The sequence below is a fragment of the Variovorax sp. 01N429 genome, from assembly GCF_056399425.1.
The window spans coordinates 1-15,724 of the sequence record NZ_JBFTRG010000024.1 but is presented as its reverse complement, the minus strand read 5'-3'; the positions used below and the strand labels follow the sequence as shown (position 1 = coordinate 15,724).

Annotated in this window: 14 protein-coding genes; 13 read left to right on the top strand and 1 reads right to left on the bottom strand. The window is 66.1% G+C overall.

Annotated elements, in window-relative coordinates; translation table 11 throughout:
• Window positions 1–126 precede the first annotated feature (126 nt).
• Window positions 127–1,683 (top strand): long-chain-fatty-acid--CoA ligase, encoded by a 1,557-nt coding sequence (locus AC1DSF_RS27785; protein ID WP_478183811.1) that lies wholly within the window; start codon window positions 127–129, stop codon window positions 1,681–1,683.
• 10 nt (window positions 1,684–1,693) lie between these two features.
• Window positions 1,694–2,827 (top strand): acyl-CoA dehydrogenase family protein, encoded by a 1,134-nt coding sequence (locus AC1DSF_RS27780; RefSeq protein ID WP_478183810.1) that lies wholly within the window; start codon window positions 1,694–1,696, stop codon window positions 2,825–2,827.
• Between the two features lie 25 nt (window positions 2,828–2,852).
• Here AC1DSF_RS27780 and AC1DSF_RS27775 read toward each other — a convergent pair whose 3' ends face one another.
• Window positions 2,853–3,446 carry a TetR/AcrR family transcriptional regulator gene (locus AC1DSF_RS27775; protein WP_478183809.1) on the bottom strand — a complete coding sequence of 198 codons (594 nt, stop codon included), beginning with the start codon at window positions 3,444–3,446 and terminating at the stop codon, window positions 2,853–2,855.
• Between the two features lie 153 nt (window positions 3,447–3,599).
• Here AC1DSF_RS27775 and AC1DSF_RS27770 point away from each other — a divergent pair, with 153 nt between their 5' ends.
• The 11 genes from AC1DSF_RS27770 (at window position 3,600) to AC1DSF_RS27720 (ending at window position 15,304) form a co-directional block, all read left to right on the top strand.
• A complete protein-coding gene (locus tag AC1DSF_RS27770) occupies window positions 3,600–4,760 on the top strand; it encodes an acyl-CoA dehydrogenase family protein (RefSeq protein WP_478183808.1) in 1,161 nt (386 codons plus the stop codon).
• Between the two features lie 58 nt (window positions 4,761–4,818).
• A complete protein-coding gene (locus AC1DSF_RS27765; RefSeq protein ID WP_478183807.1) occupies window positions 4,819–5,604 on the top strand; it encodes an enoyl-CoA hydratase in 786 nt (261 codons plus the stop codon).
• Window positions 5,605–5,654: 50 nt separating this feature from the next.
• Window positions 5,655–6,464 carry an enoyl-CoA hydratase/isomerase family protein gene (locus tag AC1DSF_RS27760; protein WP_478183806.1) on the top strand — a complete coding sequence of 270 codons (810 nt, stop codon included), beginning with the start codon at window positions 5,655–5,657 and terminating at the stop codon, window positions 6,462–6,464.
• Between the two features lie 40 nt (window positions 6,465–6,504).
• Window positions 6,505–7,713 carry an acetyl-CoA C-acetyltransferase gene (locus AC1DSF_RS27755; RefSeq protein WP_478183805.1) on the top strand — a complete coding sequence of 403 codons (1,209 nt, stop codon included), beginning with the start codon at window positions 6,505–6,507 and terminating at the stop codon, window positions 7,711–7,713.
• Window positions 7,714–7,747: 34 nt separating this feature from the next.
• Window positions 7,748–9,874 (top strand): 3-hydroxyacyl-CoA dehydrogenase NAD-binding domain-containing protein, encoded by a 2,127-nt coding sequence (locus AC1DSF_RS27750; protein ID WP_478183804.1) that lies wholly within the window; start codon window positions 7,748–7,750, stop codon window positions 9,872–9,874.
• 1 nt (window position 9,875) lies between these two features.
• Window positions 9,876–11,048 carry a CaiB/BaiF CoA transferase family protein gene (locus AC1DSF_RS27745; protein ID WP_478183803.1) on the top strand — a complete coding sequence of 391 codons (1,173 nt, stop codon included), beginning with the start codon at window positions 9,876–9,878 and terminating at the stop codon, window positions 11,046–11,048.
• A gap of 30 nt (window positions 11,049–11,078) precedes the next feature.
• A complete protein-coding gene (locus AC1DSF_RS27740) occupies window positions 11,079–11,696 on the top strand; it encodes a DUF2889 domain-containing protein (RefSeq protein ID WP_478183802.1) in 618 nt (205 codons plus the stop codon).
• A complete protein-coding gene (locus AC1DSF_RS27735; RefSeq protein ID WP_478183801.1) occupies window positions 11,689–12,501 on the top strand; it encodes an enoyl-CoA hydratase-related protein in 813 nt (270 codons plus the stop codon). The genes AC1DSF_RS27740 and AC1DSF_RS27735 overlap by 8 nt, the downstream gene beginning before the upstream one ends.
• A 37-nt stretch (window positions 12,502–12,538) precedes the next feature.
• Complete coding sequence (locus AC1DSF_RS27730; RefSeq protein ID WP_478183800.1) at window positions 12,539–13,288, top strand: electron transfer flavoprotein subunit beta/FixA family protein; 750 nt, start codon at window positions 12,539–12,541, stop codon at window positions 13,286–13,288.
• A gap of 13 nt (window positions 13,289–13,301) precedes the next feature.
• Window positions 13,302–14,246 carry an electron transfer flavoprotein subunit alpha/FixB family protein gene (locus AC1DSF_RS27725; protein ID WP_478183799.1) on the top strand — a complete coding sequence of 315 codons (945 nt, stop codon included), beginning with the start codon at window positions 13,302–13,304 and terminating at the stop codon, window positions 14,244–14,246.
• Between the two features lie 77 nt (window positions 14,247–14,323).
• A complete protein-coding gene (locus AC1DSF_RS27720; RefSeq protein WP_478183798.1) occupies window positions 14,324–15,304 on the top strand; it encodes an NAD(P)H-dependent flavin oxidoreductase in 981 nt (326 codons plus the stop codon).
• Window positions 15,305–15,724: the final 420 nt, after the last annotated feature.

Sequence of the window (15,724 nt, the reverse complement as noted above, 5' to 3'; positions counted from 1 at the left end):
TGAGGGCGTCGGTTCGACCCATCGATTCTTGCAAGCCCGCTGCGCCGCAATGTCGTCGGATGCGACGATATGGCGAGGCGCTTTGGCGTAGAAACTGTGTTCTCGCACAGAAAGAGAGACATCCCCATGCACCTGACACAGGCCCTGCACAAGGCACGCCGCGAACATCCCGGCCGCACCGCCCTGGTGTGCGCGCAGCGTCGCACCAGCTATGCCGAACTCGGTGGCCGCGTCGAGCGACTCGCCGGCGCGCTGCAATCGCTTGGCGTGCAGCCGGGCGACCGGGTTGCCTTTCTCGGTTCCAACAGCGATTTCGCCGTCGAAGCGTTCTACGCAAGCTGGTGGGCCGGTGCCGTGCTGGCACCCGTCAACTGCCGATGGAGCATTGAAGAGGTGGCCTTCTCGCTGGTCGACTGCAGCGCGCGCGTGTTGGTCGTCGACGAACCGTTCGCTCCCCTGGTGGAGCCGCTGCGGGCCCGCGTGCCGACGCTGGAGACCGTGGTCGGCGTCGGCACCACGCACGCGTTCAACGGCGCCATGTCTTGTGAGTCGCTGATCGCCGGTGCCGCGCCCGTGGCCGATGCGCGGCGCCATGGCGACGATGCCGCGGTGCTGTTCTACACGGGCGGCACCACCGGCCGTTCGAAGGGGGTGCTGCTGTCGCACGGCGGCCTCTACATCAGCACGCTGGCGTCGATCTCCATCGGGCAGCGCGCGCCGGGCGTCGCCTGCCTGCATGCCTTGCCGATGTTCCACGTGGCTGGCTTGGCGATGATGCTGCAGGCCATGGTAGCGCAGGACACGCAGATCCTGCTGCCGGCTTTCGACCCGGCCGCCTTCATCGAGGCGATTGAATGCGAACGCGTGGTGGAGGCCGCCCTGGTGCCCACCATGATCCGCCGCCTGATCGACCATCCGGCACTCGCCGGCCGCACGCTCGACAACCTGGAGCGACTCTACTACGGTGGCTCGTCGATCGACGGCACGCTGTTGGAGCAGACCGTCGCGCGGCTGCCGCACGTCGCGCTGACGCAGTTCTACGGCATGACCGAGACCTCCGGTATCGCGGTCGCGCTGCCGGCCTGGTGCCATGGCGAGGATAGCCGCGCCCAGGGGCGGCACCTGGCGGCTGGGCTGCCGACCGCCTGCATGGAGGTCCGCATCGCGAGGCCGGACGGCAGCGAATGTGCACGGGGCGAAGTCGGGGAGGTCTGGCTGCGCGGCCCCGGCGTGATGCTGGGCTACTGGAATCTGCCCGAGGCCACGGCACAGGTGCTGCAGGACGGCTGGATGCGCACCGGCGACGGCGGCCGTGTCGACGCCGAGGGGATGCTCTACATCGTCGATCGGCTCAAGGACATGATCATCACCGGCGGCGAGAACGTCTACTCTACGGAGGTGGAGAACGCCGTGCTGTCGTTGCCCGGCGTGGCGCAGTGCGCAGTGCTGGGCGTGCCCGACGAGGACTGGGGGGAGCGGGTGCATGCCGTGCTGGTGCTGCAGCCGGGCGCGGCGGTCGATGCGGCGGCCGTCGTCGCGCACTGCAAGCAACTGATCGCTGGATACAAGTGCCCGCGCAGCATCGAGTTCCGCGCGGAACTCCCGGTTTCGGGCGCTGGAAAGCTGCTCAAGTACAAGCTGCGCGAGGCCTATTGGACAGGTCGCGAGCGCCAAGTCGCATGAAGAAGACACCATGAAGCGCCAAATCTACACCCCCGAGCACGAACTCTTTCGCGACAACGTGCGCCGTTTCCTGCAGCGTGAAGTGGCACCACACATCGAGCGTTGGGAGGCACGCGGCGGCTTCGAACACGGTCTGTTCGCAGCCGCGGGCGAGGCCGGGCTGCTGTGCCCCTCGGTGCCGGAAAACTACGGCGGGCCGGGCGCCGACCTGCTCTATTCGGCGATCGTGCTGGAGGAGGGCGCAGCGCACAGCAACTTCGGGCTGTCGCTGGCCATGCATTCAGAGATCGTCACCAACTACCTGTTGCATTTCGGCAGCGAGCATCTGAAGACAAGCTATCTGCCGAAGATGGTGAGTGGACTTGCGGTCGGTGCACTGGCGATGACTGAGCCGGGCACCGGCTCCGACGTGAAGGCGGTGCGAACCACCGCCGTGCGCGAGGGTGATCACTACGTGCTGTCGGGCGCCAAGACCTTCATTTCCAATGGCACCGTGTGCGACCTGGTCATCGTTGTCGCCAAGACCGATCCCTCGGCCGGCGCCAAAGGCGTCAGCCTGCTGGTCGTCGATGCGGGCTTGCCGGGCTTCACCAAGGGCGCGCCGCTCAAGAAGATGGGGTTGAAGTCGCAAGACACCGGCGAGCTGTTCTTCGATCGGGTGCGGGTGCCGATGGAAAATCTGCTGGGCGAAGAGAACAAGGGCTTCTCTTACCTGATGGCCGAACTGCCCTGGGAGCGCCTGCAGATCGCCATCTCGGCCGTGGCGGCCGCCGAATCGGCCTATCGCCTGACGGTTGACTACGTGCGCGAACGCCGTGCCTTCGGCCAAGCCGTGATGGACTTCCAGAACACCCGTTTCGTGCTGGCCGAACTCAAGACCGGGATCGCGATCGGCCAGACCTTCGTCGACCGCTGCATCGAGCTCTTGTTGCGGGGCGAACTCGATGCTCAGGCGGCTTCGATGGCCAAGTACTGGTGCACCGACATGCAAGGAAAAGTGGTCGACGCCTGCGTGCAACTGCACGGTGGCTACGGCTTCATGGCCGAATACCCGGTTGCCCGGGCCTACGTGGATGCGCGCGCGCAGCGCATCTATGGCGGCACCAACGAGATCATGAAGGAGCTGATCGGGCGCGACTTGTAGCGGCCGCGCTCTGGCGGTCAGCCCGTCATCTCTTCTCAGCGAGAAAGCCGGTCAGGAACAGCCTGGAGATCCGGTCGCACAGTTCCTGCGGCTTCATGGTGCCGGCAGGCTTGTACCAGGTGTCTGTCCAGTTGAGCATGCCAAGCAGCAGCATGGTGTAGGGCTTGTAGGCGGCTTCGGAAAGCTTGGGATTGAGCTCCCGAAGCAGGCCGGCCGCCAGTTCCGTGACCCGGGTTTCCAGCGCGAGAAGGGGGTTCTGCAGGTTTTTCGGCAAGAACTTGACGTCGTTCATTGCGCTCAGGTGGCGGCGGCGCGACTGCGCTGACTTCTGGACATAGACCTCCACGAAGGCGGCGAAGCGTTGCTGTGCGGTTCCAGCCTGCGCCACGATCTCCTCGATGCTGGCGATCAGATTCTCCAGATGCTCTTCCAGCATGGCGAACAACAGGTCGTCCTTGGCCGGGAAGTAGTGGTAGAGCATCGACTTCGTGGCACCGCAGGCTTTGGCGATGTCCTGCATCTTGGCGTTCGGATACCCCACCTTCGCGAACAGGCTGGCGGCGCTGTCCAGGATCGATTGGGTCTTCGCATCGTAGTCATCGGCGCGAATGCGTGGCATGTGCTTTTCTCATGGAGGTCTTCGAGGTGCGGGCAGGTGCAAGGCGACAGATGGTAACTGCTGGTTCTGCCATTCGCACGAGCCACCGATCAGCAAGTTAAACATAACCCGACGCGTCGGTCTATAATAAAATATTGAACCTCAGGATGCTCCATGAACGATTTCGAATTCAACGAACCCGATCTCCTCGATGAAGACATGCGCATGGTTCGCGCCCAGGTGCGCCGCTATGTGGAAGAAGTGATCATGCCGCAGGCTGACGCCTGGGAGCAGGCCGGCGAGATTCCCCGCAAGGCTTTCCGCGACTTCGGCGAGCTCGGCTTCCTGGGCATGCGTCACCCGGTCGAGTACGGCGGCGGCGGGCTGGGGGCGATGAGCTCGGTGATCCTTGGCGAAGAGCTTTCCCGTTGCACCTTCGGCGGGGTGGCAAGCGCCTTCACCGTTCACAGCGACATGTCGATCGGCCACATCGCGCACCGCGGCACGCACGAGCAGAAGCAGCGCTACCTGCCGGCCGCCTGTGCGGGCGAGAAGATCGGCGCGGTTTGCGTGACCGAGGCGCATGCGGGAAGCGATGTGGCGGGCATCAAGACGCGAGCCGTACGCACCGCCGACGGATGGACGATCAACGGCTCCAAGACTTACATCACAAACGGCGTGTACGGCGACATCTACATTGTCGCCGCGCGCACCGAGCCGGCCGCCAAGGGCAGCCGCGGCATTTCGCTGTTCATCGTCGAGAAGGGCAATCCCGGCCTGAAGGTCACACGCAAGTTCGACAAGCATGGCTGGCGCGCGTCCGACACGGCGGAGCTGTTCCTCGACGACCTCAAGCTGCCCGAGGACGCGCTGCTGGGGGAGGAGGGCAAGGGCTTCTACTACATCATGAGCACCTTCCAGAACGAGCGGCTGGTGGCAGGTGCGATGAGCGTGGGCCAGATGGTCAAGGGTATCGAGCTGACGCTCGACTACGTCAGGCAGCGGCAGGCTTTCGGCAAGTCGCTGTGGGAACAACCGGTGGTGCGGAACAAGCTGGCCTCGATGGCATCGAAGACCTTTGCCTGCCGCAGCATGGTCTATTCCTGCGCGCAGATGATCGACGAGGGCAAGGACGTCGTCCGTGAGGTCTCGATGGTCAAGGCGTTCGTGTGCGAGAGCCTGCAGGAGGTGCTGTACGGCTGCCTGCAGTTGCATGGCGGCACGGGTTACATCACGGGCACGCCGATCGAGCGGATGGCGCGGGACGCACGCATCCTGACCATCGGCGGCGGCGCCACCGAGGTCATGCTCGAGGAAGTGGCCAAGCGCATGTGAACCCGGTCGGCTTGCCCGACTGCGGCTCACGAAAGGACAAGCACAAAGGAGTTGATCCATGGCCCGCTATCCGCTGCAGGGCGACAGCCTGCGCGTCGAAGTCGCTGAAGGCATCGCCACCATCACGCTCAATCGGCCGAGCCAGCATAACGCGCTCTCGCGCGAGTTGCGCGTCAACCTGCTGACGGCACTTCGCGCCTTGCAGGACGACGACGAGGTCGGCGTCGTCATCCTCACCGGCGCGGGTGACAAGTCCTTCTCGGTTGGCGCGGACCTGAAGGAAATGCAGGTCGCCCAGCTCGGTGCTGACGAGCTGGGGCCAGCCGCGCCCATGATGCAGGCTTTCGCTGCGTTGACGAAGCCGACGATCAACGGCTTTGCGATCACCGGTGGCTTCGAACTGGCCATTCACTGCGACATCCTTGTGGCTTCCACGCGGGCGCAGTTTGCCGACACGCATGCCCGCGTCGGGCTGGTATCAGCCTGGGGCCTGTCGCAGTATCTGCGCGAACTCATCGGGCCGGTTCGTGCGCGCTACCTGAGCTTCACCGGCAACTACCTGGATGCCGCCACCGCCAAGGCGTGGGGCCTGGTGTTCGACGTGGTCCCGCCCGAGGAGCTGATGCCGTTCTGCCACCGCATTGCGCAAGACATCCTGGAATGCGACTCGGCAACCGTTCGCGACCTGAAACGCGCCATCGATGGCGGCCTGCACGGTACGCTGGACGAAGGTCTTGCGCTGGAAGGCGAGCTGGCGCGGGCCTGCCTTTCGCGGTTCGACGCGGGCGGCTTCGGCGAGCGCCGTGCCATGGTGATGCGCCGCGGCAAGCGTCAGGCCACTTGAAGGATTCGTCGGATGCGACGATACCTCCCGCAGCCGCCGCAGCGACAGTCATGGCCATGACAGAAACATCGCATCAAGCCAGCGCAGCCGTCGCCAAAGCCGGCATCGAGCTGCATCGGGACGGCGACGTCGCCACCCTGCTGTTGGACCTGGCGCAACCCAAGAACAGCTTTCGCGCGCCCGACGTCGAGCGTCTCGACGCGATGCTCGACGAGGCGGTGAAATCCGGGGCGCGCTGTCTGGTGATCCGCGGCGCGGGCGGCGTCTTTTCCGCCGGGTGGGACATCGGCTCGATCGATCCGGCCGCCGACGACCCGATGGCGGTGATCGCCAACGTCGTCGGTCCCTTCTGCCGCAAGCTGCGTGAGCTGCCGGTGCCCACTATCGCCGCGGTGGCCGGCCCGGCGCTCGGCTTCGGGCTTGGTCTGGCGCTGTGTTGCGACCTTTGCCTGGCCGACGACGATGCGCTCTTCGGCAGCCCGTTCCGTCACATCGGCATGGTGCCGGACACCGGGGCCCATTACTTCCTGCTGAGCCGCCTCGGCTATCCGATGGCTGCGGAGCTGATCTACACCGGCCGCATGGTCGGCGGGGAGGAGGCGGCCCGGCTGGGGCTGATCAACCGCGCCGTCGCCAATGGCGGGGTCGCCGCAGAGGCGCATGCGCTGGCACAGAACATCGCCAGCGGGCCGACCGAGGCGTTCCGATTGTCCAAGGAGATCCTCCTGCAGCGGGGGGACTTCGAGGAAATGGTTGCCCACGAAGGGCGCCAACTTCGCAAGGTGTTCGCGACCGCTGACCTGCATGAAGGCATCGCCGCCTTCCAGCAGCGTCGCAAACCCCGTTTCACTGGCGCCTGATGGCGCCGCACCGCATTCCCAACCCAAAGGCAAATTCCAGATGACAGAAGCCTACATTCTCGACGCCGTGCGCACGCCACGCGGGCGTGGCCGCGCCAGCGGCAGCCTGCACGAAGTGGCGCCCGTGCGTCTGGCGGCTGGCGTGCTTCAGGCGCTGCGCGAGCGCAACGGACTCGACACGTCCAAAGTGAACGACGTGATCCTCGGCTGCGCCGGGCCGGTGATGGAGCAGGCGGCCGACATCGGCAAGGCCGCGGTGTTCGCTGCCGGCTACGACGAGGCCGTGCCGGGAATCCAGATCAACCGCTTTTGCGGCTCGGGCCTGGAAGCCTGCAACTTCGCGTCGGCGCTGGTCAAGGCGGGGCAGGCCGAGCTCGCCATCGGCGGTGGCGTCGAGAGCATGTCGCGCGTGCCTATGGCGGCCGCCGGTGGTCCATGGATCACCGACCCGCAGATCACCATCGCGAACCGCATCGTCCCGCAGGGCGTGTCGGCCGACCTGATCGCCACGCTCTACGGCTACAGCCGCGAGGACGTCGACCGCTATGCGGTCGAGAGCCAGCGCCGCGCCGCCGCCGCCTGGGCCGAAGGCTACTTCGCGAAGTCGGTCGCGCCGGTGCGGGACATCAACGGGCTGCTGATCCTGGGCCATGACGAGCACGTTCGGGGCGACACCACGTTGGCATCGCTCGCCCAGCTCGAACCGTCTTTCGGCACCCTGGGCGAGAAGATGGGCTTCGATGCCATGGCTCTGCACCGCTATCCTCAGCTCGGCGGCATCGCGCACGTCCACCATGCCGGCAATTCATCCGGCGTTGTGGATGGCGCCTCCGCAGTGCTGATCGGCACGAAGGAAGGTGCCGCGCAGCAGGGCATGCGGCCGCGCGCGCGGGTGCTGTCCTTCGGTACGGTCGGCTCCGAACCGACCATCATGCTGACCGGCCCGGCGCCCGCGGCCGAGGCGGCGCTCAAGCGCGCCGGCATGTCCGCCAAGGACATCGACCTGTTCGAGTGCAACGAGGCCTTCGCGGCCGTGGTGCTGCGCTTCATGGAAGCACTCGACGTGCCGCACGGCAAGGTGAACGTGAACGGCGGCGCCATCGCCATGGGCCACCCCCTGGGCGCGAGCGGCGGCATGCTGCTGGCCACCCTGCTCGACGAACTCGAGCGGCGCGACTTGTCGACCGGTTTGGTCACCATGTGCGTCGGCGGCGGCATGGGTTCGGTGATGGTCATCGAGCGCGTCTGATGACCGTGCACCTCATCTGCAGGAAAGAAATTCAATGATTGATTACCAGACTGACGCCGACGGCATCGCCACGCTCACGTGGAATGTGGCCGACCGTCCCATGAACGTGTTGAACCTGGCGTCCATCGCCGCCTTCGACGAGGCGGTCCGCAAGGCCATCGCCGACTCGCAGGTCAAGGGCGTGATCGTCACCTCGTCCCGCCCCGAGTTCGTGGCCGGCGGCGACCTCGGGCTGATCCGCGACATCCGCACGGCGGAAGAGTCGATGGCGAGTTCCGGCCCCTTCAGCCGCACGTTGCGCCTGCTGGAGACCTCCGGCAAGCCCTTCGTGGCCGCCATCAACGGCACCGCGCTGGGCGGCGGCCTGGAGATCTGCCTGGCCTGCCATCGCCGCATCGCAGTGGACGATCCGAAGGCACAGCTCGGCGTGCCCGAAGTGACGCTGGGCCTGCTGCCCGCGGCCGGTGGCACGCAGCGGCTGCCGCGCATGATCGGCATCAAGGCGGCGTTGCCCTTCCTGCTCGAAGGCCGCAAGGTCGCACCCGCGCAGGCGTTGGCGGCGGGCATCGTCGACGAGGTGGTGCCTGCGGCGCAACTGCTCTCGCGCGCGAAGGCGTGGCTGCTGGCCGACGGCCCGTCGGCCGTCGTCAAGCCCTGGGACGCAAAGAACTTCAGGTTCCCGGGCGGCACGCCGCAGGAGCCCGGCGCTTCGCAGATCTTCTTCGGCGTCTCCGCCCATCTGCTGGGCAAGACCCAGGCGCTGTATCCGGCGCCCGAGGCGATCCTGGCCTGCGTGTACGACGGTTGCCAGATCGACATCGACAACGGCCTGAAGATCGAGCAGCGCCAGTTCGCACGGCTGGCGACTTCTGCGCAGACCAAGAACATGATCCGCACGCTGTTCTATTCGATGGGCGATGCGAACCGGCTGGCCGACCGGCCCAAGGACGCGCCGACCCGCAAGTTCACGAAGGTGGCCGTGCTGGGCGCCGGCATGATGGGTGCGGGGCTGGCCTACGTGAGCGCGCAGGCCGGGCTGCAGGTCGTGCTGCTCGACACCACGCTCGAAGCGGCCGACAAGGGCAAGGCCTACGGCGCGAAGCTGCTCGATGCGCAGGTTGCAAAAGGTCGCCTGTCGGCCGAGCGCCGTGACCAGGCGCTAGCCCTGGTCACGCCGAGCACCGACTATGCATTACTGGCCGGCTGCGAGATCGTCATCGAGGCGGTCTTCGAGAGCCGCGAGGTGAAGGCCGATGTCACCCGCCGTGCCGAGACGGCGATGGACCCCGACGCGATCTTCGCGACGAACACTTCCACGCTGCCGATCACAGGGTTGGCCGAAGTGTCGGTGCGGCCCGGTCTCTTCGTCGGGCTGCATTTCTTCTCGCCGGTCGAGAAGATGCCGCTGGTCGAGGTAATCCGCGGCAAGAAGACATCCGACGCCACGATCGGCCAGGCGATGGACTTCGTCAAGCGCATCCGCAAGACGCCGATCGTGGTGAACGACTGCCCCTCCTTCTATGCCAACCGCGCTTTCGCAATGTTGCCCTACGAGGCGATGACCATGCTGCGCGAAGGCGTCGAGCCGAACCTGATCGAGAACGCAGCGCGCCTGGCCGGCATGCCGATGCCGCCGCTTGCGCTCATCGACGAAGTCACCGTCGAGCTGCTCTACAAGGCGCTGAAGCAGGCCAAGCTGGACTTGGGCGATGCCTACCGCGAGCAGCCGCAGGATGCGGTCATGAAGGCCATGGTGGAGGATTTCGAGCGCATCGGGCGGAAGACGGGCAAGGGCTTCTACGACTATCCGGCCGACGGCAAGAAGCGCCTGTGGCCAGGCCTGGCCGAGCACTATCCGCTAGCAAAGAAGCAGCCCACGCTCGACACGGTGCGCAACCGCCTGATGTATTCGCAGTCGCTCGAAGCCGCACGCTGCGTTGCCGAGGGCATCGTGAGCGTCAAGGACGCAGACGTCGGCTCGCTGCTCGGCTGGGGCTTCCCGGCGGTGCTCGGCGGAGCGATCAGCTACATCGACATGATCGGCGCGGCCCGCTTCGTCGAGGAATGCGATGCGCTGGCCAAGTCTCACGGCGAACGCTTCACGGTGCCGGCCTCGCTGCGCGAGATGGCCGAATCCCGCCAGCGCTACTACGCGGTCTGACGTGGCAGGCCCTCTTCAAGGCGTCACTGTCATCGAACTCGCCGGCATCGGCCCCGGGCCTTTCGCCGGGATGATGCTGGCCGACATGGGCGCACGGGTGATCCGCATCGACCGCATTCCGTCACCAGGCAATGGCAGTGCGCTCGAAGGCCTGATGCGCAACGACAGCATCGTAGACCGTGGCCGTGAGTCGATCGCGGTCAACATGAAGGACCCGCGTGGCATCGAGACCGTGCTCGCGCTGATCGAGCGCGCGGACATCCTGATCGAAGGCTTCCGGCCCGGTGTGACCGAGAAGCTGGGCCTCGGCCCCGATGCCTGCCGCGCCCGCAACCCCAGGCTGGTGTACGGCCGCATGACCGGCTGGGGCCAGACGGGCCCGCTGGCGCACGCGGCCGGGCACGACCTGAACTACATCGCGCTGTCTGGTGCGGTGCATTCGATGGGGCCGCAGGACCGGCCACCCGCGCCGCCGCTCAACCTGGTCGGCGACTACGGCGGTGGCGGCATGTTGCTGGCGCTCGGCGTGGTCGCGGCGCTGGTGGACGCGCGCAGCTCGGGGCAGGGCCAGGTCGTCGATGCGGCCATGACCGATGGCGCGGCCGTGCTGATGGCGGCCCAGTACGGCCTCATGGCCAAAGGCTATTGGGGCGACACGCGCGAAAGCAACTTCCTGGACGGCGCGGCGCACTTCTACGGCAACTACGAATGCGCCGACGGCCACTTCGTCTCCATCGGCTCGATCGAGCCGCAGTTCTACCGGCAGCTGCTCGACAAGTGTGAGATTACCGATTCGCACTTCCTCCAGCAGTGGGAGCGTGGCGAGTGGCCGGCCCTGAAGGCCAAGCTGGCTGCGTTGTTCCGCACGCGCAGCCGCGATGCCTGGTGTAGCCTGCTCGAGGGCAGCGATGTCTGCTTCGCGCCGGTGCTGGCCATGAGCGAGGCGCCACAACATCCGCACAACCTCGCCCGCGGCACCTTCGTGGCGCCCGACGGTGTGGTGCAGCCCGCGCCCGCGCCACGCTTTGGCCGCACGCCGAGCGAACTGCCGGCGCCCGCACCTGTGATCGGGCGTGACAGCACGGCGTTGCTTCGCTCGCTGGGCCTGGCCGATGGCGACATCGCGGCGCTGTGCGAGTCCGGCACCGTGTATCGACCTCCTGGTGCGCGCTGACATGTCGGTTCCAATGCCGCAGCGGTGCCCATGAACGACGCTGCGCGCCCCATACCCGCGGTGGGCCGACGCCCGGTGCACGCGCGCCGGGTCGTCTGCGAGGGCTTCGCGCGCGACGACGGGCTGTTCGACATCGAAGGCACGCTGATCGACACCAAGCCCTTCGAGCTCGCCTTGCCCGAGCGCGCTGTCGAAGCCGGACAGCCGATCCACCAGATGACGGTGCGGCTGGCCATCGACCGCGACTTTGTCATCCACGAAGCCGAGGCACGGACGCTGCATGCGCCGTACGCGGTCTGCGGCGACATCACCGACAGCTACCGGCAACTCGTCGGCCTGCGCATCCAGCCAGGATTCACGCAGGCTGTGAAGCGCCGCTTTCGCGGCGTGCTCGGCTGCTCGCACATGACAGAACTGCTGCCTCCAATGGCGACCACCGCCTTCCAGATCCTGTGGTCGAAGCCCGATGGCTTCGGCGGCGCCGATGCGCAGGACAGTCCGCTGCGCAGTTCGCCGCTGGGCGGATGCCACGCGCTGCGGCTCGACGGCGAGGTGGTGCTGCGGCACTTCCCGCATCTTCTCTGCGCGTCCCAACCTAGCTCTGGGTCCCAACCTTATGAACGCCCATTCAGCCATGAAAATGAATGAGTCAGCCGTCCTGTTCGAGGTGAGCAACGGCATCGCGACCCTGACCCTCAACCAAGGCACCCGCATGAACCCGCTGACCGCGGCGCTCCAGCAGGGATTGCTCGATGGCCTTCAGCGCGTCGTTGCCGATGTATCGATCCGGGCCCTTGTCCTGACCGCGGTCGGCAAGGGATTCTGCACAGGTGCCGATCTGGCGATCCTGGCGCAGAACGGCAGCATCGAGCCCGGCGCGCCCAGCCTCGGCGAGCAGATTCACGACCTGATGGAGAAGACCGGAAACCCCATCATCGAAAGCTTGATGAATCTGCCGGTGCCCGTCGTCTGTGCCGTCAACGGTGCGGCAGTCGGCGCTGGCGTGGGCCTGGCGCTGGCGGCCGATGTTGTCATCGCTGCACGGTCCGCCTACTTCTACCTGCCATTCGTGCCGGCACTGGGATTGGTGCCCGACCTGGGCATCAGCTGGTTCTTGCCGCGGCTGGTCGGGCGGGCGCGCGCGTCCGGCCTCACGCTGCTGGGAGAACGGGTGAGCGCGGAACGGGCAGCGGGAATGGGGCTGGTCTGGGCGTGCGTCGACGACGAAAACCTCATGGCCGAGGGCCTTGGGATCGCCGCTCGACTCGCGGCACTGCCAGCGGGCGCCGCACAGGAGACTCGCGCCTTGTTCCAGGCCTCCGAACAGCAAAGCCTGTCGAACCAATTGGTCTATGAGCGCACCAGGCAGCGCGAACTGATCGACAGCGAATCGTTCGCCGAAGGCCTGCGAGCGCTCGCCGCCAAGAGACCGCCGGCATTTCCGGGTCGCTAGTGCGGTCGCATTCTTCTACAAATCCAGGAGTTGATTCATGAAGGTTCTAGTGCCTGTCAAACGGGTCGTCGATTACAACGTGAAGGTGCGCGTGAAGAGCGACGGCACCGGGGTGGACATTGCCAACGTCAAGATGAGCATGAACCCCTTCGACGAGATCGCCGTGGAAGAAGCGGTGCGCCTGAAAGAAAAGGGCGTCGTGACCGAAGTCATCGCCGTCTCCTGCGGCGACGCCAAGTGCCAGGAAACCCTGCGCACCGCCATGGCCATCGGTGCCGACCGCGGCATCCTGGTGGAAACCACCGAAGAGCTGCAACCCCTGGCCGTGGCCAAGCTGCTGAAGGCCCTGGTCGACAAGGAACAGCCCCAGCTCGTCATCCTGGGCAAGCAGGCCATCGACGACGACGCCAACCAGACCGGCCAGATGCTCGCCGCGCTGGCCGACCTGCCGCAAGCCACCTTCGCCTCCAAGGTCGAAGTGGCCGACGGCAAGGCCACCGTCACGCGCGAAGTCGACGGCGGCCTGGAAACCATCACGCTGAGCCTGCCGGCCGTCATCACCACCGACCTGCGCCTGAACGAGCCGCGCTACGTCACCCTGCCCAACATGATGAAGGCCAAGAAGAAGCAGCTCGACGTCTTCAAGCCCGAAGACCTGGGCGTGGACGTCAAGCCCCGCCTGAAGACCCTCAAGGTCAGCGAGCCGCCCAAGCGCGGCGCCGGCATCAAGGTGCCCGACGTCGCCACCCTGGTGGACAAGCTCAAGAACGAAGCCAAAGTGATCTGAGGAAGACAACGACATGACCGCACTAGTTATTGCCGAACACGACCACGCGACCGTCAAGCCCGCGACCCTCAACACCGTGACCGCGGCGCTCGCCTGCGGCGGCGACGTGCACGTGCTCGTGGCCGGTGCCAACGCCGCCGAAGCCGGCAAGGCCGCCGCGCAGATCGCCGGCGTCAGCAAAGTCATCGTGGCCGACAGCCCGTGGCTCGCAGAAAACCTGGCCGAGAACGTCGCCGCCCAGGTGCTCGCCATCGCGGCCAACTACAGCCACATCCTGTTCCCCTCGACCGCCAACGGCAAGAACGTCGCGCCGCGCGTGGCCGCCAAGCTCGACGTGGCGCAGATCTCCGACATCACGCTGGTGGTCAGCCCCGACACCTTCGAGCGCCCGATCTACGCCGGCAACGCGATTGCCACCATGCAGAGCAGCGATGCCACCAAGGTGATCACCGTGCGCACGACCGGCTTCGACGCCGCAGCAGCCACTGGCGGCAGCGCGGCGGTTGAAAACGCCGAAGGCGTTGCCGACAGCGGCAAGTCCAGCTTCGTGGGCCGTGAAGTCACCAAGAGCGAGCGCCCCGAACTCACCGCCGCGAAGATCATCGTCTCGGGTGGCCGGGCGCTGGGCAGCGCAGAGAAGTTCACCGAAGTGATGGCGCCTCTGGCCGACAAGCTCAATGCAGGCCTCGGTGCCAGCCGCGCCGCTGTGGATGCGGGCTACGCGCCGAACGACTGGCAGGTGGGCCAGACGGGCAAGATCGTGGCGCCACAGCTCTACATCGCAGCGGGCATCTCCGGTGCGATCCAGCATCTGGCCGGCATGAAGGACTCCAAGGTGATCGTCGCGATCAACAAGGACGAAGAAGCGCCGATCTTCTCGGTGGCCGACTACGGCCTCGTCGCCGACTTGTTCACTGCCGTGCCGGAGTTGACCCAGGCACTGTCGAATCATTCCTGATGCGTGCCTCCCGAGTGTTCTGTCCGGCCGGAAGGTGGTGGCAGGCCCTTTCATTTCGCGATTGACAAAGTCTATCCATGTCGCTGCCTGCCCCAATCCGCGCTGCCCTCAAACTGCCGGCCGTGTGCGCGCCGATGTTTCTCGTCAGCGGCCCGGCGCTCGTGCGCGAGGCCTGTCTGGCTGGCCTGGTCGGTGGTCTCCCTCGGCAGAACGCGCACACGTTGAGCGAGTTCGAGTCATGGCTGGCCGAGATCAGTTCGGCGACGGAGCGCTTCGAAGGCGAGACCGGCACGGCAGCGGGGCCACTGGCGGTGAACCTGGCGACGCGCGTGCGCGATGACGAACTGATCCAGAACTTCGATCTGTGCGCCCGATACGGCGTGAAGATCGTAATCACCGTTGGCGGAGACCCGACCGACCTGATTCACCGGGCGCACGATGTCGGACTGCTCGTTTTTCATGACGTGACCAGCCTGCGCTTCGCAGAGAAGGCCATCGCGGCGGGCGCCGACGGACTCAACTGCATTGGCGCGGGCGGAGGAGGGCACTCAGGAACGCTCAGTCACCTTGCCATGATCCCCAAGATACGCTCGATCTTCGATGGCGTGATCGTCATGGGTGGCGCCGTGTCAAACGGCGCGACCATTCGCGCCGCCGAAGTTCTGGGTGCCGACCTTGCCTACCTCGGCACCCGGTTCATCGCTACCCGGGAGTCGATGGCGCCGCAGGCCTACAAGGACATGCTGGTGTCGCAAGGCTCAAGCGATCTGGCCTACACGGACCGCATCGCTGGTGTCGCTGCCAACTGGCTGGTGGAATCGATGCGCATGGTGGGCCTGGATCCGGCTGACCTGCCCGCGCCGACAGGTCGTGGCATGCGACACGACCACCTGCCGGCGCAGGCAGAACCCTGGAAGAACATATGGAGTGCCGGGCAAGGCATCGACCTGATCGACGATGTGCCCACGGTGCGCGATCTGGTCCTGCGGCTGCGCGCAGAATACCTGGCCGCATGCCGCGTGCCCGACATGAGTGAACAGGCCCGTCCGGTTGCCTGACCGCGCAGGTTTGCCCAGGAACTGTGCATGGCCGGCGGAACGAGCTGGCGCCCCTGGCAGGCAGATCCACGTGATTGCCGCGCATCTTCTTACGCAGCGAGCAGTTGCTCGAGACGATCTAGTCGTACTTCTGCTCGATCGAGCGGCGAAGCAATCTTGGAACTCGGTGGCCTTGTATCGAGAGTTCGACACGTGCAGTCGCATGTAATTGTCCGCGCCGGCGCGGGATTGTGCCTTTCTAGAACTTACTCTGATCTTCGAATTCCGCTGGTCAAGCGCGAGTTGAAGAGAATGCCGTCGATATCGGGCATATCAGCGTGTACCGCTTCCGACAGCGCCTGCCCCGAGGCGTGAGAGCGTGCACGGCTGGCATCCGTATCGATCCCAACTTCATAGACGGCGGCACGCGGCACCTCGCAG